At 59.5% G+C, this 25,811-nt stretch carries 23 protein-coding genes and 1 tRNA gene; 15 read left to right on the forward strand and 9 right to left on the reverse strand.

Annotation, left to right across the window (positions count from 1 at the left end):
- Window position 1: 1 nt before the first annotated feature.
- Entirely contained in the window at window positions 2–1,264 is a 1,263-nt protein-coding gene (locus ABVN19_RS18830; RefSeq protein ID WP_028944107.1) for a uracil-xanthine permease family protein, read from the forward strand.
- 45 nt (window positions 1,265–1,309) lie between these two features.
- Here ABVN19_RS18830 and hemH read toward each other — a convergent pair whose 3' ends face one another.
- A complete protein-coding gene (gene hemH, locus ABVN19_RS18835) occupies window positions 1,310–2,323 on the reverse strand; it encodes a ferrochelatase (protein ID WP_028944106.1) in 1,014 nt (337 codons plus the stop codon).
- A gap of 13 nt (window positions 2,324–2,336) precedes the next feature.
- On the reverse strand, window positions 2,337–3,242 hold the full coding sequence (locus ABVN19_RS18840) for a TIGR01777 family oxidoreductase (RefSeq protein ID WP_028944105.1): 906 nt from the start codon (window positions 3,240–3,242) through the stop codon (window positions 2,337–2,339).
- Between the two features lie 183 nt (window positions 3,243–3,425).
- Here ABVN19_RS18840 and ABVN19_RS18845 point away from each other — a divergent pair, with 183 nt between their 5' ends.
- The 3 genes from ABVN19_RS18845 (at window position 3,426) to phrB (ending at window position 7,011) form a co-directional block, all read left to right on the forward strand.
- On the forward strand, window positions 3,426–4,412 hold the full coding sequence (locus ABVN19_RS18845) for an NAD(P)/FAD-dependent oxidoreductase (RefSeq protein WP_028944104.1): 987 nt from the start codon (window positions 3,426–3,428) through the stop codon (window positions 4,410–4,412).
- Between the two features lie 152 nt (window positions 4,413–4,564).
- A complete protein-coding gene (locus ABVN19_RS18850; RefSeq protein ID WP_105641641.1) occupies window positions 4,565–5,533 on the forward strand; it encodes a DUF523 and DUF1722 domain-containing protein in 969 nt (322 codons plus the stop codon).
- Window positions 5,534–5,568: 35 nt separating this feature from the next.
- The gene (gene phrB, locus ABVN19_RS18855; RefSeq protein ID WP_105641642.1) at window positions 5,569–7,011 is read left to right on the forward strand and encodes a deoxyribodipyrimidine photo-lyase; all 1,443 of its coding nucleotides are present in this window, start codon (window positions 5,569–5,571) and stop codon (window positions 7,009–7,011) included.
- Between the two features lie 40 nt (window positions 7,012–7,051).
- Here the strand turns inward: phrB and ABVN19_RS18860 are convergent, their stop codons facing one another.
- The 6 genes from ABVN19_RS18860 to hemA all read right to left on the reverse strand — a co-directional run bounded on the left by ABVN19_RS18860 (window position 7,052) and on the right by hemA (window position 12,415).
- A complete protein-coding gene (locus ABVN19_RS18860; protein ID WP_028944101.1) occupies window positions 7,052–7,570 on the reverse strand; it encodes an acyloxyacyl hydrolase in 519 nt (172 codons plus the stop codon).
- Between the two features lie 115 nt (window positions 7,571–7,685).
- Window positions 7,686–8,486, reverse strand: a complete 801-nt coding sequence (murI, locus tag ABVN19_RS18865; RefSeq protein ID WP_028944100.1) for a glutamate racemase — start codon at window positions 8,484–8,486, stop codon at window positions 7,686–7,688.
- Entirely contained in the window at window positions 8,479–9,234 is a 756-nt protein-coding gene (locus tag ABVN19_RS18870) for a molybdopterin-synthase adenylyltransferase MoeB (RefSeq protein ID WP_105641643.1), read from the reverse strand. The genes murI and ABVN19_RS18870 overlap by 8 nt, the downstream gene beginning before the upstream one ends.
- A complete protein-coding gene (prmC, locus tag ABVN19_RS18875) occupies window positions 9,228–10,058 on the reverse strand; it encodes a peptide chain release factor N(5)-glutamine methyltransferase (RefSeq protein ID WP_028944098.1) in 831 nt (276 codons plus the stop codon). The genes ABVN19_RS18870 and prmC overlap by 7 nt, the downstream gene beginning before the upstream one ends.
- Window positions 10,059–11,141, reverse strand: a complete 1,083-nt coding sequence (gene prfA / locus ABVN19_RS18880) for a peptide chain release factor 1 (protein WP_028944097.1) — start codon at window positions 11,139–11,141, stop codon at window positions 10,059–10,061.
- Complete coding sequence (hemA, locus tag ABVN19_RS18885; RefSeq protein WP_028944096.1) at window positions 11,138–12,415, reverse strand: glutamyl-tRNA reductase; 1,278 nt, start codon at window positions 12,413–12,415, stop codon at window positions 11,138–11,140. Before hemA ends, prfA begins: the two co-directional genes overlap by 4 nt.
- Before the next feature lie 176 nt (window positions 12,416–12,591).
- Here hemA and ABVN19_RS18890 point away from each other — a divergent pair, with 176 nt between their 5' ends.
- The 8 genes from ABVN19_RS18890 to ychF all read left to right on the forward strand — a co-directional run bounded on the left by ABVN19_RS18890 (window position 12,592) and on the right by ychF (window position 19,401).
- On the forward strand, window positions 12,592–14,313 hold the full coding sequence (locus ABVN19_RS18890; protein WP_028944095.1) for a tetratricopeptide repeat protein: 1,722 nt from the start codon (window positions 12,592–12,594) through the stop codon (window positions 14,311–14,313).
- 4 nt (window positions 14,314–14,317) lie between these two features.
- The gene (lolB, locus tag ABVN19_RS18895; protein WP_028944094.1) at window positions 14,318–14,935 is read left to right on the forward strand and encodes a lipoprotein insertase outer membrane protein LolB; all 618 of its coding nucleotides are present in this window, start codon (window positions 14,318–14,320) and stop codon (window positions 14,933–14,935) included.
- Between the two features lies 1 nt (window position 14,936).
- Complete coding sequence (gene ispE, locus ABVN19_RS18900) at window positions 14,937–15,782, forward strand: 4-(cytidine 5'-diphospho)-2-C-methyl-D-erythritol kinase (RefSeq protein WP_028944093.1); 846 nt, start codon at window positions 14,937–14,939, stop codon at window positions 15,780–15,782.
- 34 nt (window positions 15,783–15,816) lie between these two features.
- Window positions 15,817–15,891 (forward strand) — tRNA-Gln (locus tag ABVN19_RS18905).
- 48 nt (window positions 15,892–15,939) lie between these two features.
- The gene (locus ABVN19_RS18910; RefSeq protein WP_028944092.1) at window positions 15,940–16,881 is read left to right on the forward strand and encodes a ribose-phosphate pyrophosphokinase; all 942 of its coding nucleotides are present in this window, start codon (window positions 15,940–15,942) and stop codon (window positions 16,879–16,881) included.
- 139 nt (window positions 16,882–17,020) lie between these two features.
- Window positions 17,021–17,617, forward strand: coding sequence for a 50S ribosomal protein L25/general stress protein Ctc (locus ABVN19_RS18915; protein ID WP_028944091.1), 597 nt, complete (start codon window positions 17,021–17,023; stop codon window positions 17,615–17,617).
- Between the two features lie 77 nt (window positions 17,618–17,694).
- Window positions 17,695–18,279, forward strand: a complete 585-nt coding sequence (pth, locus tag ABVN19_RS18920; protein WP_028944090.1) for an aminoacyl-tRNA hydrolase — start codon at window positions 17,695–17,697, stop codon at window positions 18,277–18,279.
- Window positions 18,280–18,300: 21 nt separating this feature from the next.
- A complete protein-coding gene (gene ychF / locus ABVN19_RS18925; protein ID WP_028944089.1) occupies window positions 18,301–19,401 on the forward strand; it encodes a redox-regulated ATPase YchF in 1,101 nt (366 codons plus the stop codon).
- 79 nt (window positions 19,402–19,480) lie between these two features.
- On the opposite strand, the gene ABVN19_RS18930 is transcribed toward ychF, so the two are convergent.
- Entirely contained in the window at window positions 19,481–19,732 is a 252-nt protein-coding gene (locus tag ABVN19_RS18930; protein ID WP_158259225.1) for a hypothetical protein, read from the reverse strand.
- A 515-nt stretch (window positions 19,733–20,247) separates the two neighbouring features.
- Here ABVN19_RS18930 and ABVN19_RS18935 point away from each other — a divergent pair.
- The 3 genes from ABVN19_RS18935 to ABVN19_RS18945 all read left to right on the forward strand — a co-directional run bounded on the left by ABVN19_RS18935 (window position 20,248) and on the right by ABVN19_RS18945 (window position 25,646).
- On the forward strand, window positions 20,248–21,279 hold the full coding sequence (locus tag ABVN19_RS18935) for a fimbrial protein (RefSeq protein ID WP_105641646.1): 1,032 nt from the start codon (window positions 20,248–20,250) through the stop codon (window positions 21,277–21,279).
- A 413-nt stretch (window positions 21,280–21,692) separates the two neighbouring features.
- Complete coding sequence (locus tag ABVN19_RS18940; protein WP_105641647.1) at window positions 21,693–24,929, forward strand: response regulator; 3,237 nt, start codon at window positions 21,693–21,695, stop codon at window positions 24,927–24,929.
- Between the two features lie 69 nt (window positions 24,930–24,998).
- Window positions 24,999–25,646, forward strand: coding sequence for a response regulator (locus ABVN19_RS18945; protein WP_105641648.1), 648 nt, complete (start codon window positions 24,999–25,001; stop codon window positions 25,644–25,646).
- Window positions 25,647–25,811 lie beyond the last annotated feature (165 nt).

Here is a 25,811-nt window from a genome sequence, read left to right on the forward strand (position 1 = left end):
CATGCAGCAGGAGTTCAACGACCCGCTTTGGCGCCAGGTCCTCTCTGGCGCGCAGATGCTGTTCGTCGCCTTTGGTGCCTTGGTGCTGATGCCGCTGATCACCGGCCTCGACCCTAACGTCGCGCTGTTCACTGCGGGCCTGGGAACTCTGCTGTTTCAGGTGGTGACCGGCCGTCAGGTTCCGGTCTTCCTGGCTTCAAGCTTTGCCTTCATCACCCCGATCATTCTCGCCAAAGGCCAGTTCGGCCTGGCCGAGACCATGGGCGGGATCATGGCCGCAGGTTTCGTCTATACCTTTTTGGGCCTGGCGGTGAAGATCAAGGGCACAGGCTTTATTGATCGCCTGCTGCCGCCCGTGGTGATTGGCCCGGTGATCATTTCCATTGGCCTGGCCATGGCGCCGATCGCCGCCAACATGGCCATGGGCAAGGCCGGAGACGGCACCGAGCTGCTGCCTTACAGCACGGCCATGATGATCTCCATGCCAGCCCTGCTGACCACGTTGATCGTCGCCGTGTTCGGCAAGGGCATCTTCCGCCTGGTGCCGATCATCGCTGGTGTCCTGGTAGGCTTTGGTCTGTCGTTCTACTTTGGCGTCGTCGACACCGCCAAGATCGCCGCTGCGCCTTGGCTGGCGCTGCCGAACTTCACGGCGCCGGCGTTCAACTGGCAGGCAATCCTGTTCATCGTGCCGGTTGCCCTGGCGCCCGCCATCGAGCATATCGGCGGCGTCATTGCCGTGGGTAGCGTGACCGGTCGCGACTACCTGAAGAAGCCCGGCCTGCATCGCACCCTGCTTGGCGACGGTATCGCCACCACCACTGCCGGCCTGTTCGGCGGTCCGCCCAACACCACCTACGCCGAAGTCACGGGCGCGGTGATGCTGACCAAGAACTACAACCCGAAGATCATGACCTGGGCGGCGATTTTCGCCATCACCCTGGCCTTCATCGGCAAGTTCGGCGCGCTGCTGCAAAGCATTCCGGTGCCGGTGATGGGCGGCATCCTGTGCCTGCTGTTCGGCTCGATCGCGGCGGTAGGCATGAACACCATGATCCGCCACAAGATCGACCTGGGCGAAGCTCGCAACCTGGTGATCGTCTCGGTAACGCTGGTGTTTGGTATTGGTGGCGTGCTGGTGGGTACCGGCACCGGCCCTGATGATTGGGGCCTCAAGGGTATTGCCCTGTGTGCGGTGGTCGCCATTGCGCTGAACCTGCTGCTGCCGGGGAATGACGGCTGGAAGAACAAGGTTCAGGACTGAACAGCATCGCGGGGCAACGTCTCGACTTGCCCCGCGATCATTTCATCAAGCCTGCTCGCACATCCCCTTCAACGCCTGTACCCATTGCGGGTGATCATTCAGGCACGGCACAAGCACCAACTCCTCCCCGCCCGCCTCGATAAACTGCTCGCGACCGCGATCGCCAATCTCCTCCAGCGTCTCGATACAGTCGGCGACAAAGGCCGGGCACATCACCAGGAGCTTCTTCACGCCCGCCTTGCCCAGTTCGTCCAGGCGGGTCTCGGTGTAGGGTTCGATCCACTTGGCCCGCCCCAGGCGCGACTGGAACGACACCGACCACTTGCCATCCGGGATCCCCATCTGCCGGGCGAATGCCTGGGCAGTACGGATGCACTGGCCGCGATAGCACACCGCGAGCATCTCAGGCGAGGAATCGCGACAGCAGTCCGGGTCCTGGAAGCGGTGGCTGCCGGTAGGGTCGAGTTTCTTCAGGTGCCGCTCGGGCAGGCCGTGGAAGCTCAGCAGCAGATGGTCGTAGTCCTGCTCAAGGTAAGGTTTGGCACTGGCCACCAACGCATCGATGTACGCCGGGCGGTCGTAGAACGGCTGCAGCACACGCATTTGCAGCGGCAGTTTCTGTTCTGCGATCACCTGGCGCGCCTGCTCGACCACCGTGGTCACGGTGCTGTCGGCAAATTGTGGGTAGAGCGGTGCCAGGGTGACCTGCTTCACGCCCTGTGCAGCCAGGCGCGCCAGGACGGTCGGCAACGAAGGCTCGCCGTAACGCATGGCCATTTCCACCGGGCCATGGTTCCACTGCTCGCGCATGGCCTCCTGCAGGCGGCGGGTCAGTACCACCAACGGTGAACCTTCATCCCACCAGATCGAGGCATAGGCATGGGCCGATTGCTCAGGGCGCTTGATCAGGATCAGCGACACCAGCAGGCGCCGCACGGGCCACGGCAGGTCGATGACGTAGGGATCCATCAGGAACTGATTGAGGTAGCGGCGCACATCGGCCACCGAGGTGGAGGCCGGCGACCCCAGGTTGACCAGCAGCAGAGCGTGATCCGTCATGCAACGTCCTATTTCAGAGGCGACTGGACAACTCATCCAGGGCCGATTGCAAATCATTGAAGCGGAAGGTGAAGCCGGCTGCGAGCAAACGCACCGGTCGCGCCCGCTGTCCGCCCAGCAGCAGGGTCGACAACTCACCCAACCCGGCCTTGAGCACCAGCGCCGGCAGCGGCAGGATTGCCGGCCGATGCAGTGTTCGCCCCAAACGCTTGGCGAACTCACGGTTGCGCACCGGCTCCGGGGCGCACGCATTATAAGGACCGCTGGCGTCCTTTTGCTGCAAGAGAAAATCAATCAGGGCGATCTGGTCGTGTATATGGACCCACGGCATCCATTGGCGACCATCCCCGATCGGCCCGCCCAGCCCCAGTTTGAACGGTGTGCGCAGGCGCGACAAAAAGCCGCCTTCGCTCGACAGCACCAGCCCGGTGCGCACCAGCACCACACGTATGCCCAGGGCCTGGGCGCGTTGCGCGGTTTCTTCCCAGGCAATGCACAGCTGGCTGGCGAAATCTTCCTTGACCGGCTGCGAGGCCTCGGTCAGCTCACGTTCGCCAGCGTCGCCGTACCAGCCCACCGCAGAGCCCGATATCAGCACCTCGGGGCGCTGCTGTCGCTGCGCAAGCCAGGCCAGCAACTGTTCGGTGAGGGTGATCCGACTTCCCCACAATAGCCCCCGCCGCCGTGCCGTCCAGGGCCGGTCGGCAATGGGCGCACCAGCCAGATTGATCACCGCATCCAGCGATTCATCCTCGCCCAATTCATCCAGTCGGGCGATGCCGCGCACACCGGTACCGCACAATCTACCCACCTGTTCGGGGCGTCGACTCCACACCGTCAGCTGATGCCCTTGGGCCAACCAGTGCTGACAAAGCTGTTGGCCTATCAACCCCGTACCGCCGGTCAGCAATATATGCATGGCTGTGTCCTCACTTGGCGCGCCAGTGGTCTATTTTTAAGAACAAGGCACTTTTTTGACCGATCGCTCTCGGATAAACATAGGACAACCTGTCGCAACGAGCGGAACCACCTCGCGCAGGGTTCTTGAGCGGTACAGGTTTGTCCGGCAGCGTAGTCCAACCATCAGGTTCGAGAGGCCATTATGAGTGTACCTATTGCCATTATCGGTGCCGGTATCGCCGGACTGTCAGCGGCCCAGGCTCTTCAAAAAGCAGGACAGACCGTCCACTTGTTCGACAAGGGGCACGGCAGTGGTGGTCGCATGGCCAGCAAGCGCAGCGATGCCGGTGCCCTTGACCTGGGCGCCCAGTACTTCACAGCTCGCGATCGACGCTTCGTCGACCAGGTCCAGCAATGGGTTGCCGCTGGCTGGGTGGCAGAGTGGAAGCCCCAGCTCTACAACTACCACAATGGCGTGCTGAGCCCCTCACCGGACGAACAGACCCGCTGGGTCGGCGTACCCCGCATGAGCGCCATTACCCGCGGCTTGCTCAAGGACCTGACCGTCAACTTTACCTGCCGTATCGCCGAAGTGTTCCGCGGCAAGCACTACTGGCACCTGCAAGACACCGAAGGCTGCAGCCACGGCCCGTTCAGCCGGGTGATCGTTGCGGTCCCCGCTCCCCAGGCCACCCAACTGCTGGCGGCCACGCCAAAGCTCGCCGCCACTGCAGCCGGCGTGCAGATGGACCCGACCTGGGCCATTGCCATGGGCTTCGATACCCCGCTCGATACACCAATGCAGGGTTGCTTCGTGCAGGACAGCTCCCTTGACTGGCTGGCCTGCAACCGCAGCAAGCCCGGGCGTGACACCCACATGGACACCTGGGTCCTGCACGCCACCTCCAGCTGGAGCAAGCAGCACATCGACCTGAGCAAGGAGGATGTAATCGAACAACTCTGGGGGGATTTCGCCGAATTGGTCGGCTGCGTTGTGCCGGCCCCCAGCTTTTCCCTCGCCCATCGCTGGTTGTACGCCCGCCCGGCCGGCAACCATGAGTGGGGCGCCCTGGCCGATGCCGACCTGGGCCTGTATGCCTGCGGCGACTGGTGCTTGTCTGGCCGTGTGGAAGGCGCCTGGCTCAGTGGCCAGGAAGCGGCACGACGGCTACTCGAACACATGGAATGACCTCTTCACGGGGCTGCCACCTGCGCTGCCCCGCTGCCTTGCGGCCACCCTGCACGAAAGCCGTGCACGCCAATTGACTTGCACACGTCTGCCTCTATGATGGGGTTATTTGTACAAATAATAAAATTTGTACAATTTCTCAGGACGTAGCCATGAAGGCGCCACCGTTTGCCAGCAAACCCAGAATCGCAGTCAGCGCCTGCCTGGCAGGCACTTCAGTGCGCTATAACGGTGGACACAAAGCCTCTCGCCTGTGCAATGAAACACTGGCCGAACATTTTGAACTTGTACAAGTCTGCCCTGAAGTCGCCATTGGCCTGGGTGTACCCCGCGAGCCCATTCGTCTGGTCGGCGACCCGCATGACCCGCACGCTGTCACTCGTCGTGATCCCACCCTGGACCTGTCCGGCCCGCTGAAGGCTTACGGCGAACAGATGGCCGACGAACTGGATGACATCTGCGGCTATATCTTCATGCACAAGTCGCCTTCCTGTGGTCTTCAGCGGGTCAAGGTGTACCAGGCCAACGGATACCCGGCACACGAAGGGGCACGCGGCCTGTACGCGGCTGCCTTTTGTGCACGGCGCCCCGATCTGCCGGTGGAGGAAGACGGCCGCTTGTGCGACCCGGTACTGCGCGAAAACTTCATCACCCGCGTCTACGCCTATGACGACTGGCAGCGGTTGCGGGCCGAGGGCCTGAGTCGCGGCGTGCTGATCGCTTTCCATGCTCGCTACAAATACCAACTGATGGCCAACCACCCACAGCAATACAAGGTGTTGGGCAAACTGCTGGGTAGCATGACTCGCGACGACGACCCCGAGGTACTCGGCCCCCGCTACTTCAGCCAACTGATGCAGGCATTGAGCCGCTGCGCCAGCCGCGGCAACCACAGCAATGTGCTGCAGCACCTGAGTGGCTACCTGCGCAATGCACTCAGCCAGGATGATCGGCAGGAAATACGCCAACTGATCAACCAGTACCACGCCGGCATCATCCCCCTGGTGGTGCCTCTGACCCTGCTCAAACACCATTTGCGCAGCCACCCCGATCCCTATGTGCTGCAGCAGGTCTACCTGCAACCGCCCCCCCAGGACCTGAGCTTGCACAACGGCATCTGATGCCCCGCGACAAAGGCAGTTGACCAAGGACCACCATGCAATTGATCTGGTTGCGCAGCGACCTGCGCGTACATGACAACACCGCCCTCGCCCGCGCCTGCGCGCATGGCCCGACACTGGCCATCTGGCTGTACAGCCCGCAACAATGGCACGCCCATGATGATGCGCCCTGCAAGGTAGACTTCTGGCTACGCAATGTGCACGAAGTGAGCGAGCGGCTGGCTGAACTGAATATTCCCTTGCTGATCCGCAAGGCCGATCACTGGGCGCAGGCGCCGGCGGTGCTGCTGCAGGTATGTCGCGAGCACGGGGTACAGGCACTGCACCTGAACGAAGAGTATGGCGTCAACGAAACTCGCCGAGACCAGGCTGTCGGCCAAGTACTTGCGCAGGCCGGCATTGCGCTGCATCGGTACCTGGACCAGTTGCTGTTCAAGCCTGGCAGCATCCTGACCCGCAATGGCGGTTACTTCCAGGTGTTCAGCCAGTTTCGCAAAGTCTGCCTGGAGCGCCTGCACCTGGGCCTGCCCGCGCTGCAGAGAACCATAGAGCGCCAGGCCCTGGGGACCGTTGCCAGTGATCCGGTCCCCGAGGCCGTTGCAGGCTTTCCCTCGCCCCCCGACAGCCTTCGTGACCTCTGGCCTGCTGGCGAACCAGAAGCCCATCGGCGCCTGCAACGATTCGTCGAGGACGCTGTCGACGCCTATCAGGTCCAGCGAGACATTCCTGCCGTTGCCGGTACCAGTCAACTGTCAGCCTACCTCGCAGCCGGGGTGATCTCACCCAGGCAGTGCCTGCACCAGGCACTGGCGCACAATCAGGGCGAGATCGACAGTGGCAACCGCGGGGTGCAAACCTGGCTCAACGAGTTGCTGTGGCGCGAGTTCTACAAGCACATATTGGTCGGCTACCCCAGAGTGTCCCGCCACCGTGCCTTCCGCCAGGACACCGAAGCCCTGCCGTGGCGCCATGCCCCTGAAGAATTGAAGGCTTGGCAAGAAGGCCGTACCGGCATCCCGATCATCGATGCGGCCATGCGCCAGTTGTTGGCGACCGGCTGGATGCATAACCGCCTGCGCATGATCGTGGCGATGTTCCTGACCAAGAACCTGTTGATCGACTGGCGTGAAGGCGAGCGGTTTTTCATGCGTCACCTGATCGACGGTGATCTCGCGGCCAACAACGGCGGCTGGCAGTGGAGCGCATCGACGGGCACCGATGCTGCGCCTTACTTTCGTATCTTCAACCCGATCAATCAGTCCAGGCGCTTTGACAGCCGGGGGAGTTTTATCAAACAGTGGCTGCCTGAACTGGCCAATGCCGACGAGAAATACGTGCATAACCCGCTACCGGATGGCGGGCTGTTTACGAGCAACGACTACCCGCCACCTATCGTGGATCTGGGCAGCAGTCGTCAACGTGCATTGGAGGCGTTCAAGAGCCTCGCCGCACGCCAGCACCCAGGCTTCGAACCTTGAACACGCCTGGCCCTGCGATCAACGCAGGGCCAGCGCGGGACTACAGCGGCATACGGTAGTGCAGGGCGTAGCTTTCCACGCCATCGTTAGGCGTTTTTATCCCGGCATTGGAATAGTGGATGGCACGCACGCCGACTTCCTGTCCGCCGGTAAAGCGCAGGCCAAAACCGATACGGTCTTCAAACTGGAACGAGGTGCCCAGTTCGTTGTTTTCAATCTCGGTACTGGAGAACGCCGCTACGCCAACACCTACCTCGACGTAAGGTTTGACCGACTCACCGGCGAACTCGTAAACAAACACCGGCGAGAAGGAAAGACTGTGGTTACTTGCCGTCTTATCACCATCCCAATAGGTGTAGGCGCCATCCCAGTAACCAGTAAGCCGACCTACGCTAGTTTGCCACCAACTGGCATCCCAGTTCGATTCCAGACCCAGGCGGTAGGTCATGGTCGACTCGCCGGTTTGCCCAACTGCAAACGAGATATCAGCTGCTTGCGTGGTTAACGATTGCCCCAGGGTAACGGCTGCAACAGCAGCCAAACAAAGCAGTTTCTTCATGAGAAACGTCCTTTTCCTAATGCTGTAGTTGGTTCTTTTGTCTCGCTGGACAAATTTTTAGAAATCGTCGGCGTTGCGTTAGTTCAGCCAATGTTCAGTGCTTTTCACACTTTTTTTACATTGTGAAGCTTCGCACACTGTCAGATTTATTCCACAACATTGGAAGGATCTTTCGCAAATGTTCTGGACTCGCGCTGGTCCAGAACTGCGCGTCACGGGCGGGCCCTGTCGACAACAAGTGACGCTCACCGAGCAGGCGTTGCAATTGGCGGGCAACCGCGGCGCCGGTGTCGATAATGGCGGTGGAAGCCGGCACCATTTGCGCCAGCAATGGCTTGAGGAAGGGGTAATGGGTGCAGCCCAGAATCAGGGTGTCGCAACCGGCATCGAGCAAGGGACGCAGGTAGCCCTGTAGCAGATTACGCAGTGCGGGGCTGTTCAGGTCACCCGCCTCGATGCATTCGACCAGGCCCGGGCAAGGCTGAGTGACAACCCGCACATCGCTGGCGAAGCGGTCGAGCAAGGCGGCGAACTTGGCGCTCTGCAGGGTGCCAGTCGTAGCCAGCACACCGACCACGCCACTGCGGGTTGCTGCCGCAGCGGGCTTGACCGCAGGCTCCATACCCACCAGCGGCCAGTGCGGGTACTGCTCGCGCAGATCGGCCACGGCTGCCACGGTGGCAGTGTTGCAGGCCAGCACCATGGCCTTGGCGCCCCGTTCGCGAAAGAACTCGGCCACCAGGCGGCAGCGCTCGCGAATGAACTCAGGGGATTTTTCGCCGTAGGGAATATGCCCGCAGTCGGCCACATAAAGCAGCGATTCGTTGGGCAGCAGACGCTGGATTTCTGCCAGCACCGACAGGCCACCCACGCCCGAGTCAAAGACGCCGACGGGCGCCGAGGCCTGATCAGCCATGGTCCGCGCCACAGACGCTGCAGCCGGGGTCGCGCTTGACCCGCAATTCCCGGAAGCGGCTGCCCAAGGCATCGATCAGCAACAGGCGCCCTACCAACGGCTCGCCGAATCCGGCCAGCAGCTTGAGCGCTTCCAATGCCTGCAGGCTGCCCACCAGGCCAACCAATGGACCGATCACCCCGGCTTCGCTACAGGTCAGCTCGGCCTCGCTGCCATGTCCATAAAGGCAGTGGTAGCAAGGGCTTTCGGGGCGGCGTGGGTCGAACACCGACAGCTGCCCTTCCAGGCGGATTGCCGCACCACTGACCAAGGGTGTGCCCTGGGCCACGCAGGCAGCATTGACCGCCTCGCGGGTGGAGAAGTTATCGGAACAATCCAGCACCAGGTCCACTGCCTGGACCGCAGCGGCCAGGGAGTCTTCATCCAGCGCACTGCGGTGAGCAACCAGACGAATCTCGGAGTTGATCGCCTGCAAGCGGGCCAACGCCGAATCGACCTTGCTCAGGCCAACCGAGGCGGAGTCGTGCAGCACCTGACGTTGCAGGTTGGTTACATCAACCGTGTCGAAATCGGCCAGGTGCAGCTCTCCGACACCGGCAGCTGCCAGGTACAAGGCCACCGGCGAGCCCAGGCCGCCGAGCCCGACAATCAGTGCGCGGCTGTTCTTCAGGCGCATCTGGCCGTCGATATCGACCTGAGCCAGGAGGATCTGCCGGCTATAGCGCAATAGTTCCTGATCACTTAGCACGACAGTCGCCCCAGGCTGATACGTTCATTGCCGCCCAGGTCGATGCGGCTTTCGATCTGTTCAAAATCGTGGCGCGCCAGCAGTTCACGTACCGCTGCGCCCTGATCGTAACCATGTTCGAGCAACAACCAGCCGCCGGGCTGCAGGTGCGCCGGGGCCTGGCTGATGATCGTGCGCAGGTCGTCCAGGCCATCGACACCGGCCACCAGGGCACTGCTCGGCTCGAAACGCACATCGCCAGCAACCAGGTGCGGGTCTTCGCTGGCAATGTAGGGCGGGTTGCTGATGATCAGCTCATAGCGCTCGCCTTGCAGGGCATCGAACCAGTGGCTGCTGCGCACCTGGACATTGTTCAGTTGCAAGCGCTGGCGATTGCGCTCGGCCAGGGCCACGGCCTCAAGCACGCGGTCCACGGCCGTGACCTGCCACTGGGGCCGCTCGCTGGCCAGGGCCAGGGCGATGGCACCAGTGCCCGTGCCCAGGTCCAGCACCCGCACAGGCGTGGGCGGCAGCAATTCAAGGGCAGTCTCGACCAGCAACTCGGTGTCCGGACGTGGGATCAGGGTATGCGGCGCCACTTCAAGGTCCAGGTTCCAGAACCCTTGCTGGCCCAGAATGTAGGCCACCGGCTCGCCGCTGCGGCGGCGCTGCAGGTACTGGGCGAACGTCAGCGCCGCTTCGCTGCTGACAATCCGCTCGGGCCAGGTATGCAGGTAGCTTCGCGACTTGCCGATGGCCGCGGCCAACAGCAGTTCCACATCCAGACGCGCCGTTGGCGAATCCGGCAGCTCCGCAGCGCGAAGCAGGCTGGCGATAATCGTCATTTACTCACCCAGTGCAGCCAGTTGGTCAGCCTGATACTCGGCCAGAAGCGGTTCGATCACCGCGTCCACCCCACCGGCCAACACTTCATCCAGCGAATACAGGGTCAGGTTGATACGGTGATCCGTCACCCGGCCCTGTGGATAGTTGTAGGTACGAATTCGTTCGGAGCGGTCGCCCGAGCCCACCAGCAGCTTGCGCTCGCTGGCGATGGCATTCTGTGCCGCGCTGGTCTGCATGTCGTTGAGCTTGGCCGACAGCCAGGACATCGCCCGAGCGCGGTTCTTGTGCTGGGAACGCTCTTCCTGGCACTCGACGACGATACCGGTCGGCAAGTGGGTGATGCGGATCGCCGAGTCGGTCTTGTTGACGTGCTGGCCACCCGCGCCCGAGGCACGGTAAGTGTCCACGCGCAAGTCGGCCGGGTTGATCTCGATCGCCACTTGCTCATCCGGCTCGGGCAGCACCGCCACGGTGCAGGCCGAGGTGTGGATACGGCCCTGGGATTCTGTTTCCGGCACTCGCTGCACGCGGTGGGCGCCAGACTCGAACTTCAGCTTGCCGTAGACGCTGTCACCCTCGACCCGGGCAATGATCTCCTTGTAACCGCCATGCTCGCCTTCATTCTCCGAGAGAATCTCCAGGCGCCAGCCACGGCGCTCGGCGTAGCGCGAATACATGCGGAACAGGTCGCCGGAGAAGATCGCCGCTTCGTCACCGCCGGTACCGGCGCGGATTTCCAGGAATACGTTGCGCCCGTCGTTAGGGTCCTTGGGCAGCAGCATGCGCTGCAGTTGGCCTTCCAGCGCGGCCAATTGCTCCTTGGCCTCGCGCACTTCCTCGACGGCCATTTCGCGAAGATCGGGATCGCTGTCCTTGAGCAGCGCCTGGGCGCCGGCCAGATCATCCTGGACCTTGCGCCACTGGGCATAGGTCGCCGCAACCGGCTCGACCTCGGCATACTCACGCGAATAGGCGCGAAAACGCGTCTGATCGGAGATGACTTCGGCATCGCCCAGCAGGGCGGTCAATTCCTCGAAACGGTCCTGGAGAGTATCCAGCTTATTGAGCAGCGACGCTTTCATTGCGGGGTTTTATCCGTCGAACCCTCATTGAGGGCAAAGAGTTCCTGAGCCATGGCCAACGCATCGAGGCGGCCTTCGGCAGAGAGCTTTTTCAGTTGCACACTGGGCGCATGCAGCAATTTGTTGGTCAGCCCGCGCGCCAGCTGCACCAGCACCTCATCGGCGCTGGCACCGTTGGCCAGCAAGCGCTGGGCCTTTTGCAGTTCTTCGTCGCGCAGGCGTTCGCTCTGCTGACGATACGCCTTGAGCACGTCCACCGCAGCCAGCTCGCGCAGGCGCACCATGAAATCCTCGGCGCCGACGGTCACCAGCTCTTCGGCGGCCTGGGCTGCACCCTGCCGGCTCTTGAGGTTCTCGGCGACCACATCGTGCAGGTCATCGACCGTGTAGAGGTAGACGTCGTCGAGCTCGCCGACCTCGGGCTCGATGTCGCGCGGCACGGCGATATCGACCATGAAGATCGGTTTGTGCCGACGTTGCTTCAAGGCACTTTCCACCGCGCCCTTGCCCAGGATTGGCAGTTGGCTGGCGGTGGAACTGATCACAATGTCGCTGTTGACCAGCTCCTGGGGAATATCGGCCAGCAGCACCGCATGGGCACCGAACTGCTCAGCCAGGGTACTGGCCCGCTCCAGGGTCCGGTTGGCTACCACAATCCGTCGCACCCCCTGCTCGTGCAGGTGGCGGGCGACCAGGGTGATGGTTTCACCCGCGCCGATCAAAAGTGCCTGGCTGCGCCCCAGGTCGCTGAAGATCTGCTTGGCCAGGCTGACAGCGGCAAAGGCCACCGACACCGGGTTTTCGCCGATGGCGGTATCGGTGCGCACCTGCTTGGCAGCGCTGAAGGTGGCCTGGAACAAGCGACCGAGCAGCGGACCGATGGTCCCGGCCTCGCGGGCAACCGCATAGGCCGACTTCATCTGCCCAAGGATCTGCGGCTCGCCAAGCACCAGCGAGTCAAGCCCGGAAGCCACGCGCATCATATGCCGCACGGCGTCATGATCTTCGTGGATATAAGCGCTCGCGCGCAATTCATCGAGACTCAGCTGATGATATTCGGCCAGCCAGCGCAGAACGCTTTCTGCGCCCAGGTGGTCCTGCTCTATATAGAGCTCACTGCGGTTACAGGTCGAAAGGATCGCAGCCTCGCGGCTGGCGGTCAGTCGGCAGAGCTGCTGCAAGGCGTCCACCAGCTGCTCAGGGGTAAACGCCACGCGCTCGCGTACGTCTACCGAGGCAGTCTTATGGTTGATACCGAGGGCAAGAAAGGCCATGCAAGGTCGCTGATTATGACGAGAAGCCGATAATTGTCCTACTTCGCAGGTTTCAGAACAACCACCGCTCGCTATTGTCTCTATAGACTACCCCTACCGAGACCTTCGCTTATGGGTTTGCCCCGGCGCTTGTGTCATGATGATCCGACCGCTGGTAAGCCGCCCAAATCCTCATTATGAATAGATCCTACGCGTTGCTCCTTGCCTTGGCCCTGCTCCAGGGCTGTCAGACCCTGGACTCCACCGATGCCCAGGCGCCTGCCCTCGATGCCGTGCAACAGCAGCCAGACAAACCCGTGGTCTATGGATCGTTCAGCCAGGACACCGTCTACAACCTGCTGGCCGCAGAGCTGGCCGGCCAGCGCAACCGTTTCGACATCGCCCTCGACAACTACGTCAGCGAAGCCATCAAGACCCAGGACGCCGGGATTTCCGAGCGGGCCTATCGCATCGCCGAATACCTGGGCGCCGACCAGCCCGCCCTGGACACCGCCCTGATCTGGGCCAAGAACGCCCCCGACAGCCTCGATGCCCAACGCGCCGCCGCCATCCAGCTGGCTCGCAGTGGCCGCTATGACGACTCGATGGTCTACATGGAGAAGGTGCTGCAAGGCCAGGGCGACACGCATTTCGATTTTCTTGCCCTGTCGGCCGCTGAAACCGACCAGGACACCCGCGACGGCCTGCAGAACAGCTTTGACCGCCTGCTGAAAAAATACCCGGACAACGGCCAACTGGTATTCGGCAAGGCCCTGCTGCTTCAGCAGGACGGCAACGCCGAAGCCGCCCTGAACCTGCTTGAAGAGCACCCGGCCGACGATGGTGAAATTGCCCCGGTGCTGTTGCGCGCCCGCCTGCTGCAAAGCGTGGGTCGCGGCGAAGAGGCCCTGCCGCTGCTGCAAAAAACCATCCGCCAATACCCGGACGACAAGCGCCTGCGCCTGACCTACGCGCGCACACTGGTCGAACAGGATCGCCTGGACGACGCCAAGGTCGAGTTCTCGAGCCTGGTCCAGCAATACCCGGACGACGATGAGCTGCGCTATTCCCTGGCACTCATTTGCCTGGAAACCAAGAACTGGGACGAAGCCGCCGGCTACCTGCAAGAGTTGATCGAGCGCGACAGCCATGTGGATGCCGCGCACCTGAACCTGGGCCGCATTCATGAAGAGCGCAACCAGCTCGAAGAAGCCCTGAACGAGTACGGCCTGGTAGGCCCGGGCAATGACTACCTGCCGGCGCAGTTGCGCCAGGCCGACATACTCGTGGCCAACGGCCGCAGTGCCGAAGCCTCGCGTCGCCTGGCCATGGCCCGCGATGTCCAGCCCGACTATGCCATCCAGCTGTACCTGATCGAAGCCGAGGCCCTGGGCAACAACGACAAGGATGCCCAGGCCCTGGGCGTGCTCGAAACAGCGCTCAAGCAGTATCCGGACGACAACAACCTGCTCTATACCCGCGCCATGCTGGCCGAAAAGCGCAATGACCTGGGCCAGATGGAAAAGGACTTGCGCAGCATCATCGCCCGCGAGCCGGAGAACGCCATGGCCCTCAATGCCCTGGGCTACACCCTGGCCGATCGCACCACACGCTATGCCGAAGCCAAGGCCCTGATCGAGAAAGCCCACCAGATCACCCCGGACGACCCCGCCGTGCTCGACAGCCTCGGCTGGGTCAACTACCGGATGGGCAACCTCGACGAAGCCGAGCGCCTGCTGCGCCAGGCGCTCGAGCGCTTTCCCGACCACGAAGTCGCCGCGCACCTGGGTGAAGTGCTGTGGGCCAACGGCAAGCGCCGCGAGGCCCGACAAACCTGGGCCAAGGCCTTCGAGACCCAACCCGACAGCCCCATCCTGCGCAAGACTGTTCTGCGCCTGACCGGATCCGAGACTCTTTAAGCCTATGTTTTTGCGCCACTGCATCACCTTCAGCCTGATCGCCCTGCTTGCCGGTTGCGCCGGCTTCGGCTCCCGCGAGGCCCTCCAGGGCCAAGGCAGCCCGCAACTGTGGCGTGAACACAAACAGCAACTCAGCACCCTGGACGGCTGGCAGATCAACGGCAAGGTCGGTATTCGCGCACCCAAAGACTCCGGCAGCGGCACCCTGTTCTGGCTGCAGCGCCAGGACTACTACGACATTCGCCTGTCGGGCCCGCTGGGTCGTGGTGCAGCCCGACTGACCGGTCGCCCCGGTGGCGTGGTGCTGGAAGTGGCCAACCAGGGCCGCTACGAAGCCAAGAACCCCGAGGCCCTGCTGGCAGAACAACTTGGCTGGGAACTGCCGGTTTCGCACCTGGTCTGGTGGGTGCGCGGCTTGCCTGCCCCCGACAGCAAGAGCCAGCTGACCCTTGGCAGCGACAGCCGCCTGGCCAGCCTCAAGCAGGATGGTTGGGACGTGCAGTACTTGAGCTACACCGAACAGAACGGCTACTGGTTGCCCGAGCGCTTCAAGCTGCACGGCCAGAATATTGATGTGACGGTAGTGGTCAAGGACTGGCAGCCACGCCAGCTGGGGCACTGACATGACCCGGTTGACCCTGCCAGCGCCCGCCAAGCTCAACCTGATGCTGCACATTCTCGGCCGTCGCCCCGACGGCTATCACGAGTTGCAGACGCTGTTCCAGTTCCTCGACTATGCCGACGAACTCGAATTCGCCGTACGCGATGATGGCCAGATCCACCTGCACAGCGACCTCCAGGAGGTCCCCCACGACAGCAACCTGATCGTCAAGGCCGCGCGCAAATTGCAGCAACTCACCGGCTGCACGCTGGGCGCCGACATCTGGCTGAAAAAAATCCTGCCCATGGGCGGCGGCATCGGCGGCGGCAGCTCGGATGCCGCTACTACCCTGCTGGGCTTGAACCATCTGTGGAAGCTGGACTGCGGTGAAGATCAACTCGCTGAACTGGGCCTGAGCCTGGGCGCCGACGTACCGGTTTTCGTGCGTGGCCACGCAGCATTTGCCGAGGGCGTGGGCGAGAAGCTGACCCCGGTCGACCCCGAAGAGCCTTGGTACCTGGTGCTCGTTCCACAAGTATTTGTTAGTACAGCAGAAATTTTTTCACACCCGCAGTTGACACGTGATTCTTTGCCCCTTAAGATGCGCCCCGTTCCCAAGGGAAACAGTCGTAATGACTGTCAAGCGGTAGTTGAGCAGAGTTACCCAGAAGTACGTAACTCACTGAATTTGCTAAGCAAATTCACTGAAGCAAGACTCACCGGAACTGGAAGTTGTGTGTTTGGGGCCTTCCCAAGCAAAGCTGAAGCTGATAAAGTTTTGGCCCTTCTTGCAGATACCCAAACAGGATTTGTAGCCAAAGGCAGCAACATCTCAATGTTGCACCGAACGTTGCAAAGTCTGCACTAGGAATCGAGTACAAGGTACTCGCAGCAACAGATACAGGGGCGTCGCCAAGCGGTAAGGCAGCAGGTTTTGATCCTGCCATGCGTTGGTTCGAATCCAGCCGCCCCTGCCATTTTCCTTATACTCATCCAGGTATACCCTCAGCCTTCAGGTACTGCGCGTGTCCAAGATGATGGTCTTTACGGGGAACGCCAACCCCGATCTGGCTCGGCGTGTCGTACGTCAGCTGCATATCCCACTGGGTGATGTTTCTGTCGGTAAATTCTCCGACGGCGAAATCAGCACTGAGATTAATGAAAATGTCCGCGGTAAAGACGTTTTCATCATTCAGCCGACTTGCGCGCCAACCAACGATAATCTGATGGAACTGGTAGTGATGGCCGATGCCTTCCGCCGCTCCTCAGCGTCCCGAATCACTGCCGTGATTCCTTACTTCGGATATGCCCGTCAGGATCGCCGTCCGCGTTCGGCGCGTGTAGCTATCAGCGCCAAAGTCGTCGCTGACATGCTCACCGTCGTTGGTATCGACCGTGTTCTCACCGTCGACCTGCACGCTGACCAGATCCAGGGTTTCTTCGATATTCCGGTAGATAACATCTACGGCTCCCCCGTTCTGGTGGATGACATCGAAGACCAGCGTTTCGAGAACCTCATGATCGTGTCCCCGGACATTGGCGGCGTCGTGCGTGCACGTGCTGTTGCCAAGTCGCTGGGTGTCGATCTGGGTATCATCGACAAACGCCGTGAAAAGGCCAATCACTCCGAAGTGATGCATATCATCGGCGACGTCGAAGGACGTACCTGTATTCTCGTCGACGACATGGTCGATACCGCCGGCACCCTGTGCCACGCGGCCAAAGCCCTGAAAGAACACGGCGCTGCCAAGGTTTACGCCTACTGCACGCACCCTGTCCTGTCGGGTCGGGCGATCGAGAATATCGAGAACTCCGTGCTGGACGAACTGGTGGTTACCAATACCATCCCGCTGTCCGCTGCTGCACAAGCCTGTGCGCGTATCCGCCAACTGGATATCGCACCGGTGGTCGCTGAAGCGGTTCGCCGCATCAGCAACGAAGAATCGATCAGCGCAATGTTCCGCTGAGGGCCCTGCCCTCGCGAACATCACGTTGACGTAAAGCGCCCCGCCCCAACACTTGTTGTTGGGGCGGGGCTTTTTTGCCCATCCCGCTTTGGCGCTGGTCGCAAACGCCACTCGGGAATGGCTATTTTGGAGATACAAAATGACTGATTTCACTCTGAACGCTCAAGCGCGTACTGACCTGGGGAAAGGTGCGAGCCGCCGCCTGCGTCACTCCGCCAACACTCCTGCTGTTGTTTACGGTGGTGGCAAAGCCGCTGAATCCGTAACCATCCTGGCCAAGGAAATCACCAAGCTGTTCGACAACGAAGCTGCCTTCAGCCACGTTATCGAACTGAACGTCGACGGCACCAAGCAGAACGTTATCGTCAAGGCTCTGCAACGTCACCCGTCCAAGCAGTTCATCATGCACGCTGACTTCGTCCGCGTTGTAGCTGGCCAGAAACTGACCGCTGTTGTTCCTGTGCACTTCATCAACGAAGAAGCACCGGTCAAGAAAGGCGGCGAAATCTCCCACGTAGTGGCCGAGATCGAAGTTTCCTGCGAAGCCAAAGACCTGCCTGAGTTCATTGAAGTTGACCTGGCCAAGGCTGAAGTCGGCACCATCATCCACCTGTCGGACCTCAAAGCGCCTAAAGGCGTAGAGTTCGTAGCTCTGGCCCACGGTGATGACAAAGCTGTTGCCAACGTTCACGCTCCGCGTGTTGCGCCTGAAGCTGCAGAAGGCGCTGCTGAGTAATCCACTCGGCACGCCGGCGTTGATCGGGTTACAGTGCCCCGCACTGTAGCCCCCAACTCCAAGGAAGAGCCCCTGACGTGACCGCCATCCAACTGATCGTCGGCCTGGGAAACCCCGGCCCCGAATACGAACAGACCCGGCATAACGCAGGGGCTCTTTTCGTAGAACGCATTGCCAGCGCCCAGCGTGTCAACCTGACTGCTGATCGCAAGTATTTCGGCCTGACGGCTAAATTCAGCCATCAGGGCAACGACGTCCGTCTGTTGATCCCCACCACCTACATGAATCGCAGCGGCCAGGCCGTTGCTGCACTGGCGAATTTTTTCCGCATCCCGCCAGATGCCATCCTGGTGGCCCACGACGAACTCGACCTGCCCCCAGGCGTCGCCAAGCTCAAAAAGGGCGGCGGCCATGGTGGGCACAACGGCTTGCGCGACATCATTGCGCAACTCGGCAACAACAACGACTTTCACCGTCTGCGGCTTGGCATCGGCCACCCGGGTGACAGCAGCAGGGTCTCCGGCTTTGTCCTGGGCAAGGCGCCACGCGCCGAACAGGAAAAACTGGATGCCAGTATCGATTTTGCCCTCGGCGTGCTGCCGGACATCCTCGCCGGCGACTGGACGCGTGCGATGAGAGAGCTGCACAGCCAGAAGGCCTGACTCCACGAAGAGGGATTCACCATGGGTTTCAATTGCGGCATCGTCGGTTTGCCCAACGTCGGCAAGTCCACCCTGTTCAACGCCTTGACCAAATCCGGCATCGCGGCAGAGAACTTCCCCTTCTGCACCATCGAGCCGAACAGCGGCATCGTGCCAATGCCTGATGCACGCCTGGATGCCCTGGCCGCCATCGTCAAGCCAAACCGCGTGCTGCCGACCACCATGGAATTCGTCGACATCGCAGGCCTGGTCGCCGGCGCCTCCAAAGGTGAAGGCCTGGGCAACAAGTTCCTTGCCAACATCCGCGAGACCGACGCCATCGCCCACGTGGTGCGCTGCTTCGAAGACGAGAACGTGATTCACGTCTCCAACAGCGTCGACCCCAAGCGTGACATCGAGATCATCGACCTGGAACTGATCTTCGCCGACCTCGACAGCTGCGAGAAGCAACTGCAAAAGGTTGCGCGCAACGCCAAGGGCGGTGACAAAGACGCCCTGGCGCAGAAAGCCATCCTCGAGAAACTGATCCCGCACTTCACCGAAGGCAAGCCTGCGCGCAGCCTGATGAAGGACATGGCAGACGACGAGAAGGCACTGATCCGCGGCTTCCACCTGCTGACCAGCAAGCCGGTGATGTACATCGCCAACGTTGCTGAAGACGGCTTCGACAACAACCCGCACCTGGACGTCGTGCGTGCCATTGCCGAAGAAGAAGGCGCAGTGGTCGTGCCGGTGTGCAACAAGATCGAAGCGGAAATCGCCGAGCTCGACGAAGGCGAAGAAAAGGACATGTTCCTAGAGGCCCTGGGCCTGGAAGAACCAGGCCTGAACCGCGTGATCCGCGCCGGTTACGGCCTGCTCAACCTGCAGACCTACTTCACCGCCGGCGTTCAGGAAGTACGCGCCTGGACCGTACGCGTCGGCGCTACCGCGCCACAGGCGGCCGGTGTGATCCACACCGACTTCGAGAAAGGCTTTATCCGTGCCGAAGTGGTCGCCTATGACGACTTCATCCAGTACAAGGGTGAAGGCGGCGCGAAAGAAGCCGGCAAATGGCGCCTGGAAGGCAAGGACTACATCGTCAAGGACGGTGACGTGATGCACTTCCGCTTCAACGTCTAAGCCGCTTCCGCTGCACAGAAAACCCCTTGAGGATTTAGGCCTCAAGGGTTTTTTCTTTTCCATCAGGATTCGGGTAGCGCTATCGAGCGAGCAATATCAGATACATCGCGGCGCAAACACCTGCGAACACCATCCCCGCGCAACCGTACAGCACACGCTTGAGCTGCTTGTGGCTGGCCTCCAACTGAGACTTCAACGCCTCCGTGCAGGCCTGTTGCGCCTGCTGACTCCGGTGGAGTTCAGCCAATGACTGCAGGTAGGCCTCATGCTGGGAGCGCAGTGTATTCGCCTGCTCGGCCCACAAGGCCTGCACATGCTGGTCCTGCGCCAAGGCGACATGCTGCGCGGCTGTGCGGCTGTGCGGTGCTGGCCCGCGGTCACGACCATGATTTTTTCCAGCCGCTGGCGCCCTTCCTTGTCCAGCCCACGCAACGGCTCGAGCAATGTACTGAACCCCTCATGCAAACCCTGCTCACCGCTGTCATTCAGCGTCTGCCCATGCACTTTCAACCGCCGCAGATGATCGTCCAGCTTACTTTTGTGGCCAAAATGAGAATCGTCTGATGTCGATTGGGTGAAGCAAAAGGTAGTTTCAAAGATTCCCTTCAGCCCGCATGAATCTTGCAATGAATTATGAAGATAAAAAACTGAAATTAGCGCCAGGCAAACAGGCCTTTATATTGCCAAGTTCGCATTATTTGAAAGCACATTAACTTCAATCTGCGTATGCGCCATCATGTTGCCACCACATAGAAATAACATTAATCCACCACGCATTAAAACTTATGAAAAGCTAGAACCTCAACACCCCGATTATCATCGGGTATTCATGGGGATCCAATCTCTATGAAGGCCTTCCTCAATTATCCAAACGGCGCTTTCATAACCCTTTGCGCGTGTGCCCTACTCTATACCTCATCAGTCATCGGCGCCGCCCCCTCCTGCGAAACCGCCACAGCGGATACTCTAATTAACATTCCTACCTTAACGCTTCGGAATGACGCTGCTATTGGCAGCGAAATTGGTACTTCCATTATCACTTCACCAATCAACACTTTTGCTTGCACCCAGGGATTCACCTTCCAAGAGTTTTTCGTAAAAGGCGCGGGGCAAGCTGCCGCGCAAATTAATGGCATAAATATTTATAAACTGGGTTCCGACGACTCCGGCATTGGCTACGCCGTATACGGAGAGTCTGTAGGAACGTGTCGAGGGTTTCGCCCGGTTGCCGGTACTAGTCCAATTGGCGGTAAAGATGCGCAGAGGTTGTGCTCGATCAATGGAGTATTTTCAGGACAACCTATCCAAGGCGCAATGAAGTTGGTGTTTTACAAAATAGGGACAATCACTCCTGGAAAGCGACAAAGCCAACAAGTTGGAAGCTTCGCATTACGGACTAACAAAAACACCTGGCAGCATCCAGAACCAAGGGTTAGCTCGTCTGCCTTCACCGTCATCACTCACGGCTGCTTTGTCAATAGTGCGCAAATTAATGTGCCGCTAGGTGATGTAGGCATGGAAGAACTAGACGTCACGGGAAATACCGCTGCTGAGCAAGCGTTTTCCATACCACTTAGTTGTGATACAGGAACCAAAGTTAAATTAACTCTTAAACCAGGAAGTGCCGGTGTTTACGATAATGCAAATGGTTTGCTCAACCTCTCAGATTCCGCCTCAATCGATACGGCTCAAGGTGTCAAGATTCAAGTCCTGTCAAACGAAACCCCAGTAGCTTACGGAAAGCCCTTAGACATGGGCACCCAGCAAAGCACCGGTCAATTCACAATCTCGCTCAAGGCCCGTTACTATCGTAGCCCTGAATCGATCAGAGCCGGTAAAGCCAACAGCAGTGTTACATATATTATTACTTACGAATGACCGTAAAAATGACGACGGTATTTTCAGGCGGCCTCAATTGCAGTATTTCTAATGGACTGGGTTCGACAGCGCAATCCTAGAAGCATGTGCAGTTATAAATTTGCGCAACCAAGGGGCTGAACTAATCAGGCCGACTCAGATGTGTGTCGCGCTTTCGACGCCCAATGCACAGGGGGTATTGGATGACCGCCTGCTACAGCGATATAGCCTAGCCGCAAGCGCTCAACCTACTTAGCTAGCCGATAGGCATCCTAGGCTGTAATAGAGCATCAGGAATCGTACCGACCCGCGAAGAGCCGAACCGTCTTGAATATAGTTAAGCGGCGTTGCATGTCAACGGTTACGGTACTTGCAAATTTAAAATTAGAGCTATATAACACCCTCTCACAACCATCAACTACGCCAGCAAGCCGATGAAATACAAGAGCGCTATTTTCGAACGACTATCACGCACCTCTTCGCTGTTAAACCAAGGAGTTTTCGCCACATCGGGGCTGGCGCTAATAATGATAGGCGTTAGTTATTGGTCACTTCAGCGCTTAATTGACGAGCAATACGGCAGCGTGCATTTTCATTTCGCTCGCCTCAATGAGAATATGCGTGAGCAAGAATGTTTTTTGTTGGATTTAGCCAAGCAAGCCAACGTTGGAAGGCTACTTCAAGGCAACAGTATTGGCCTTAGCTCATTAATAGAACTTCCAGAGGCCGGAACCAATATTTATCAAGGCCAAGAATCACCCTACTCGATGCCGTTTAGTGCAAAAGTAGACCCTCGCAAAATAGCAGAAAGCGAATATGTTAAAATCTTCTCATACGGTGCGCACCTAGCGACCTATTACAGTGTTTTTTGGTCAACATCGCATTATCAATCGCCCTATGTGTTTCTTTTCGAGCGACAAGGAAAGTTCGACGTGGCCGTGCCAGCGTCTGGGCTTTCATGGGACAGAACCGTTCTGAAAAATGGAGCGTTTACTGACATGGTAAATGCTGTGGCTCAAAGTCAGCGCCGCGAAGATGGCACAGTAAACAACCGCCAGGTCCAATGGCAACATCTTGTTGAGCCTATGGCCGAAAGCTCCAATCTAGGATACCTGTTGGCATTGATAGAGATTCAGCTTACCACTGAAAATCCATTAATTCAGGATGCCCACGCTCAAGTAATGGTAGCCACCCTGTTGGACCTGTCGCGAGCAAATGATTACGAACGCACAATGAAATGGTCGATCTACGATAGTTTCACCCTGGTCGCGCCTTCCGGCCAGGTGCTGGTCGGCGCTCTGTGGCCTGAATCGCCGTTGCATGAAGGGATCAATTTCAAGTCCGAAGGCCTGGTGTTCAAGCTGGTCAACCACCATGGCCCGGCGTGGACGGCAGTCTATGCCATCAACTACCGCAGCTTGTTCCGCTATGCCCTGTGGCCGCTGGCAAGCCTTGGCGCTTTGCTCTTCGGGGTCATTACCATGGGCTGGGGCGCCAATCGCTGGTACCGCCGTCAGGTGATCCTGCCGGCCCGCGAGGCCCATGCCAGTATCGCTGAGAGCGAGGCGTTCAGCCGCGTCGTGATCGATACTGCGCCCACGGGCCTGTGCGTGGTGCGCCGCGTCGATAACCAGGTGTTGATGGAAAACCAGAGAGCCCAGCAATCGCTGGGCAGCGCTAAGTTGATCAATGCCCTGGAGTGCCGCACTGACCAGGGCCAGAGCGGTGAGACCTACCTCGAAATCGACGGCCGGCACCTACAGGTGGGCTTTGTCTCGACCCGTTACCAGGGACAGGATGTGCGGCTGTATGCCTTCAACGACGTCACCCGGCACATCGAGGATGCCGCGGCACTGGAAGAAGCACGGCGCGCTGCCGATGCCGCCAACGAAGCCAAGACCTTGTTTTTGGCCACCATGAGCCATGAAATCCGCACCCCGCTGTACGGTGTCCTCGGCACCCTCGAACTGCTTGGCCTAACCCGCCTGGAGACGCGCCAGCACGAATACCTGCAAACCATCCAGCGTTCATCGGCAACGCTGTTCCAGCTGATCACCGACGTGCTCGACGTGTCCAAAATCGAGTCCGGACAAATGGCCATCGAGTGCATCGAGTTCTGCCCCCTGGATCTGATCGAAGACACCCTGCATACCTATGCCGCCTTCGCACAGCGCAAGGGCCTGCAGCTCTACGCTTGCACTGACGCAGCCCTGCCCGAACGACTGCTCGGCGACCCGATGCGCATTCGCCAGATTCTCAATAATCTGTTGAGCAACGCCATCAAGTTCACTGACATCGGGCGTGTGGTCCTGCGCACCCGGGTGCTGTCGCGCGAGGACGATACGATAAGCCTGGAGTGGCAGGTCACCGACACCGGTATCGGCATCTCGGCGGCGCAGCAGGCCAAGCTGTTCGAACGTTTCTACCAAGTTCAGGATGTTTGTGGTCAAGGTGGGGCTGGGTTAGGCCTGTCGATATGCTGGCGGCTCAGTGAAAAAATGGGCGGGGACCTAAGCGTGATAAGCGAGCCTAGCTTAGGTAGTAAATTTACTCTGAAATTAACTCTGCCGGTGTCGATGAGTCCGCTACCCGCAAGCAAGGCAAGCATCGCTGCCGCGCCAGTGGTTTACGTCCGCGCCCCTGAGTATGAGTTAGCTCAATCGCTGATCGACTGGCTAGTACGCCTAGGTATAAATGCTGTTCTAGCACCGCCATTACAGGAAGCCATGCAGCCGCTAACAGTGCTTGTCGAGGCGCTGCCTGGAAGCGGTAGCCTCACCTGGGCGGGTCCGCGGGTTTTGTGTACCCCGGGTGGTTTTACGCCCGCGCAGGATACACCGACAGGATGGGAGGTCGATTTACACAATGTTCGGGCAATCGCCCATGCGGTTGGCATGGCCCTAGACGGACGATCAAAAGCTTCCCCGAAGGGACTGGAACTACAAGCAGGCAATCTGCAGTTGCGCATCTTGGTGGCAGAGGACAATCCGATCAACCAAGCCATCATCAAGGAACAACTTGAGGCTTTGGGCTGTACTGCAGTGGTTACCAAGAATGGTGAGCAAGCTCTGCAACTATGGCAGCCCGAGGTGTTTGACCTTGTGTTGACCGACGTCAACATGCCAATCATGAACGGTTATGAGTTAGCTCACGCGCTGCGCGAGTGTGACCCTCAACTGCCGATAGTTGGTGTTACTGCCAACGCTATGTACGAAGAAGGCATGCGCTGTATTGCCGCGGGCATGAACGCCTGGATCGTCAAGCCGTTGAACCTGCAAACCCTGCGTGGCCACCTGCTCAAGCTCTGCCACCCGGCCTTGCAAAGCGTAGCAGTGCGGGTCGAGCCAGACACCCTCAACGCTGCCGCTGCCACCCAAGCCACGGACAACCTCCAGCTTTCAGAGAAAATACGCCCGCTGTTCATCAGCACCATGCGTGACGACCTTCAACTGATCTGCTCTGCGCTGGAGCAAAGTGAGGGTAGAATCGTCGCCCAAAGGCTGCACTGCATCGCCGGCGCCCTGAGCGCGGTACAGGCCATCGACCTGGCCGAGCACTGTACGGCGCTTGAGTGGCGTCTGGCAGGCGGAGATGTCGATGCTTCCCTGCGCCTTGAAGTGCAGCAGATACTGAGCCGACTTGCCGCTGTTGTGGATGCGCTCGAGCAATAACAAATCAGGCTAACCTGCGGCCGTATGGACACACCTTTACCCTCTATACCGGCGCTACGGACAGCCTCTATGGACAAACTCAAAGTCATCATTGCGGACGATCACCCTATCGTGATTCTCGGCGTGCGCGAACTGGTAGAACGTGACAAACGTTTTTGCGTGGTCGGCGAGGCCGTGTGTTCGAAAGGGCTGGTCGAGCTGCTTGAGCAACAACCAGTGGACTTGGTAATCACCGATTACAACATGCCGGCCGATTCGCCCTATGGTGACGGCCTGAAGCTGGTCGATTACCTGAAGCGGCACTTTCCGCACTTGCAGCTTCTGATCCTGACGATGATCTCCAACCATTTGATTCTTACTCGCCTACATGAACTGGGCGTGGTCGGGGTGATCCAGAAGAGCCAGTTGCACACCGAAATCCAGCTGGCGCTCAAGGCGGTAGCCCAACGCGACCAATATCGAAGCTTGGAACCGGCGAAAACTTCGGTCGTCGAAACCACCGCGGGCATCGAAGATCGATTCGCCACCCTGTCACCCAAGGAGTTTGAAATACTGCGACTGTTTATCGCCGGAAAAAGTGTCAGTGATATTGCCCGCAGCCAGAACCGCAGTGCCAAGACCATCAGCGCACAAAAGATATCGGCAATGCGAAAACTTAATGTTACTAGCGACCAGGACTTATTGGCTTATTGCCTGGAACGCAGTATTTTCAACTAAGCCGTGTGACAAAAGAATCATTCGCCGATCGTGGCTTTACTGCACAATCTCCCGCCCTTTGTTGCGCACAGACCTTATAAGAATCGTCTGATGTTCGGCAACCACGCCGCGTCCTATTGTGAGTTGCATTTTTCATGCAGCACTTTCCAACCAATACAAATGGAC

Source organism: Pseudomonas vranovensis, from assembly GCF_040438935.1.
Taxonomy (GTDB): Bacteria; Pseudomonadota; Gammaproteobacteria; order Pseudomonadales; family Pseudomonadaceae; genus Aquipseudomonas; species Aquipseudomonas vranovensis.

What these genes read in the sequence shown, in the direction of transcription:
- ABVN19_RS18840 (WP_028944105.1), bottom strand. Translation starts at nt 3,242, where the DNA reads ATGCATATATTGCTGACCGGCGGTACGGGGTTGATAGGCCAACAGCTT.
- phrB (WP_105641642.1), top strand. Translation starts at nt 5,569, where the DNA reads ATGCAATTGATCTGGTTGCGCAGCGACCTGCGCGTACATGACAACACC.
- ABVN19_RS18945 (WP_105641648.1), top strand. Translation starts at nt 24,999, where the DNA reads ATGGACAAACTCAAAGTCATCATTGCGGACGATCACCCTATCGTGATT.
- ABVN19_RS18915 (WP_028944091.1), top strand. Translation starts at nt 17,021, where the DNA reads ATGACTGATTTCACTCTGAACGCTCAAGCGCGTACTGACCTGGGGAAA.
- murI (WP_028944100.1), bottom strand. Translation starts at nt 8,486, where the DNA reads ATGGCTGATCAGGCCTCGGCGCCCGTCGGCGTCTTTGACTCGGGCGTG.
- ABVN19_RS18845 (WP_028944104.1), top strand. Translation starts at nt 3,426, where the DNA reads ATGAGTGTACCTATTGCCATTATCGGTGCCGGTATCGCCGGACTGTCA.
- ychF (WP_028944089.1), top strand. Translation starts at nt 18,301, where the DNA reads ATGGGTTTCAATTGCGGCATCGTCGGTTTGCCCAACGTCGGCAAGTCC.
- prmC (WP_028944098.1), bottom strand. Translation starts at nt 10,058, where the DNA reads ATGACGATTATCGCCAGCCTGCTTCGCGCTGCGGAGCTGCCGGATTCG.
- ABVN19_RS18940 (WP_105641647.1), top strand. Translation starts at nt 21,693, where the DNA reads ATGAAATACAAGAGCGCTATTTTCGAACGACTATCACGCACCTCTTCG.
- ABVN19_RS18850 (WP_105641641.1), top strand. Translation starts at nt 4,565, where the DNA reads ATGAAGGCGCCACCGTTTGCCAGCAAACCCAGAATCGCAGTCAGCGCC.
- lolB (WP_028944094.1), top strand. Translation starts at nt 14,318, where the DNA reads ATGTTTTTGCGCCACTGCATCACCTTCAGCCTGATCGCCCTGCTTGCC.
- ABVN19_RS18890 (WP_028944095.1), top strand. Translation starts at nt 12,592, where the DNA reads ATGAATAGATCCTACGCGTTGCTCCTTGCCTTGGCCCTGCTCCAGGGC.
- ABVN19_RS18860 (WP_028944101.1), bottom strand. Translation starts at nt 7,570, where the DNA reads ATGAAGAAACTGCTTTGTTTGGCTGCTGTTGCAGCCGTTACCCTGGGG.
- hemH (WP_028944106.1), bottom strand. Translation starts at nt 2,323, where the DNA reads ATGACGGATCACGCTCTGCTGCTGGTCAACCTGGGGTCGCCGGCCTCC.
- ispE (WP_028944093.1), top strand. Translation starts at nt 14,937, where the DNA reads ATGACCCGGTTGACCCTGCCAGCGCCCGCCAAGCTCAACCTGATGCTG.
- ABVN19_RS18830 (WP_028944107.1), top strand. Translation starts at nt 2, where the DNA reads ATGCAGCAGGAGTTCAACGACCCGCTTTGGCGCCAGGTCCTCTCTGGC.
- hemA (WP_028944096.1), bottom strand. Translation starts at nt 12,415, where the DNA reads ATGGCCTTTCTTGCCCTCGGTATCAACCATAAGACTGCCTCGGTAGAC.
- ABVN19_RS18935 (WP_105641646.1), top strand. Translation starts at nt 20,248, where the DNA reads ATGAAGGCCTTCCTCAATTATCCAAACGGCGCTTTCATAACCCTTTGC.
- prfA (WP_028944097.1), bottom strand. Translation starts at nt 11,141, where the DNA reads ATGAAAGCGTCGCTGCTCAATAAGCTGGATACTCTCCAGGACCGTTTC.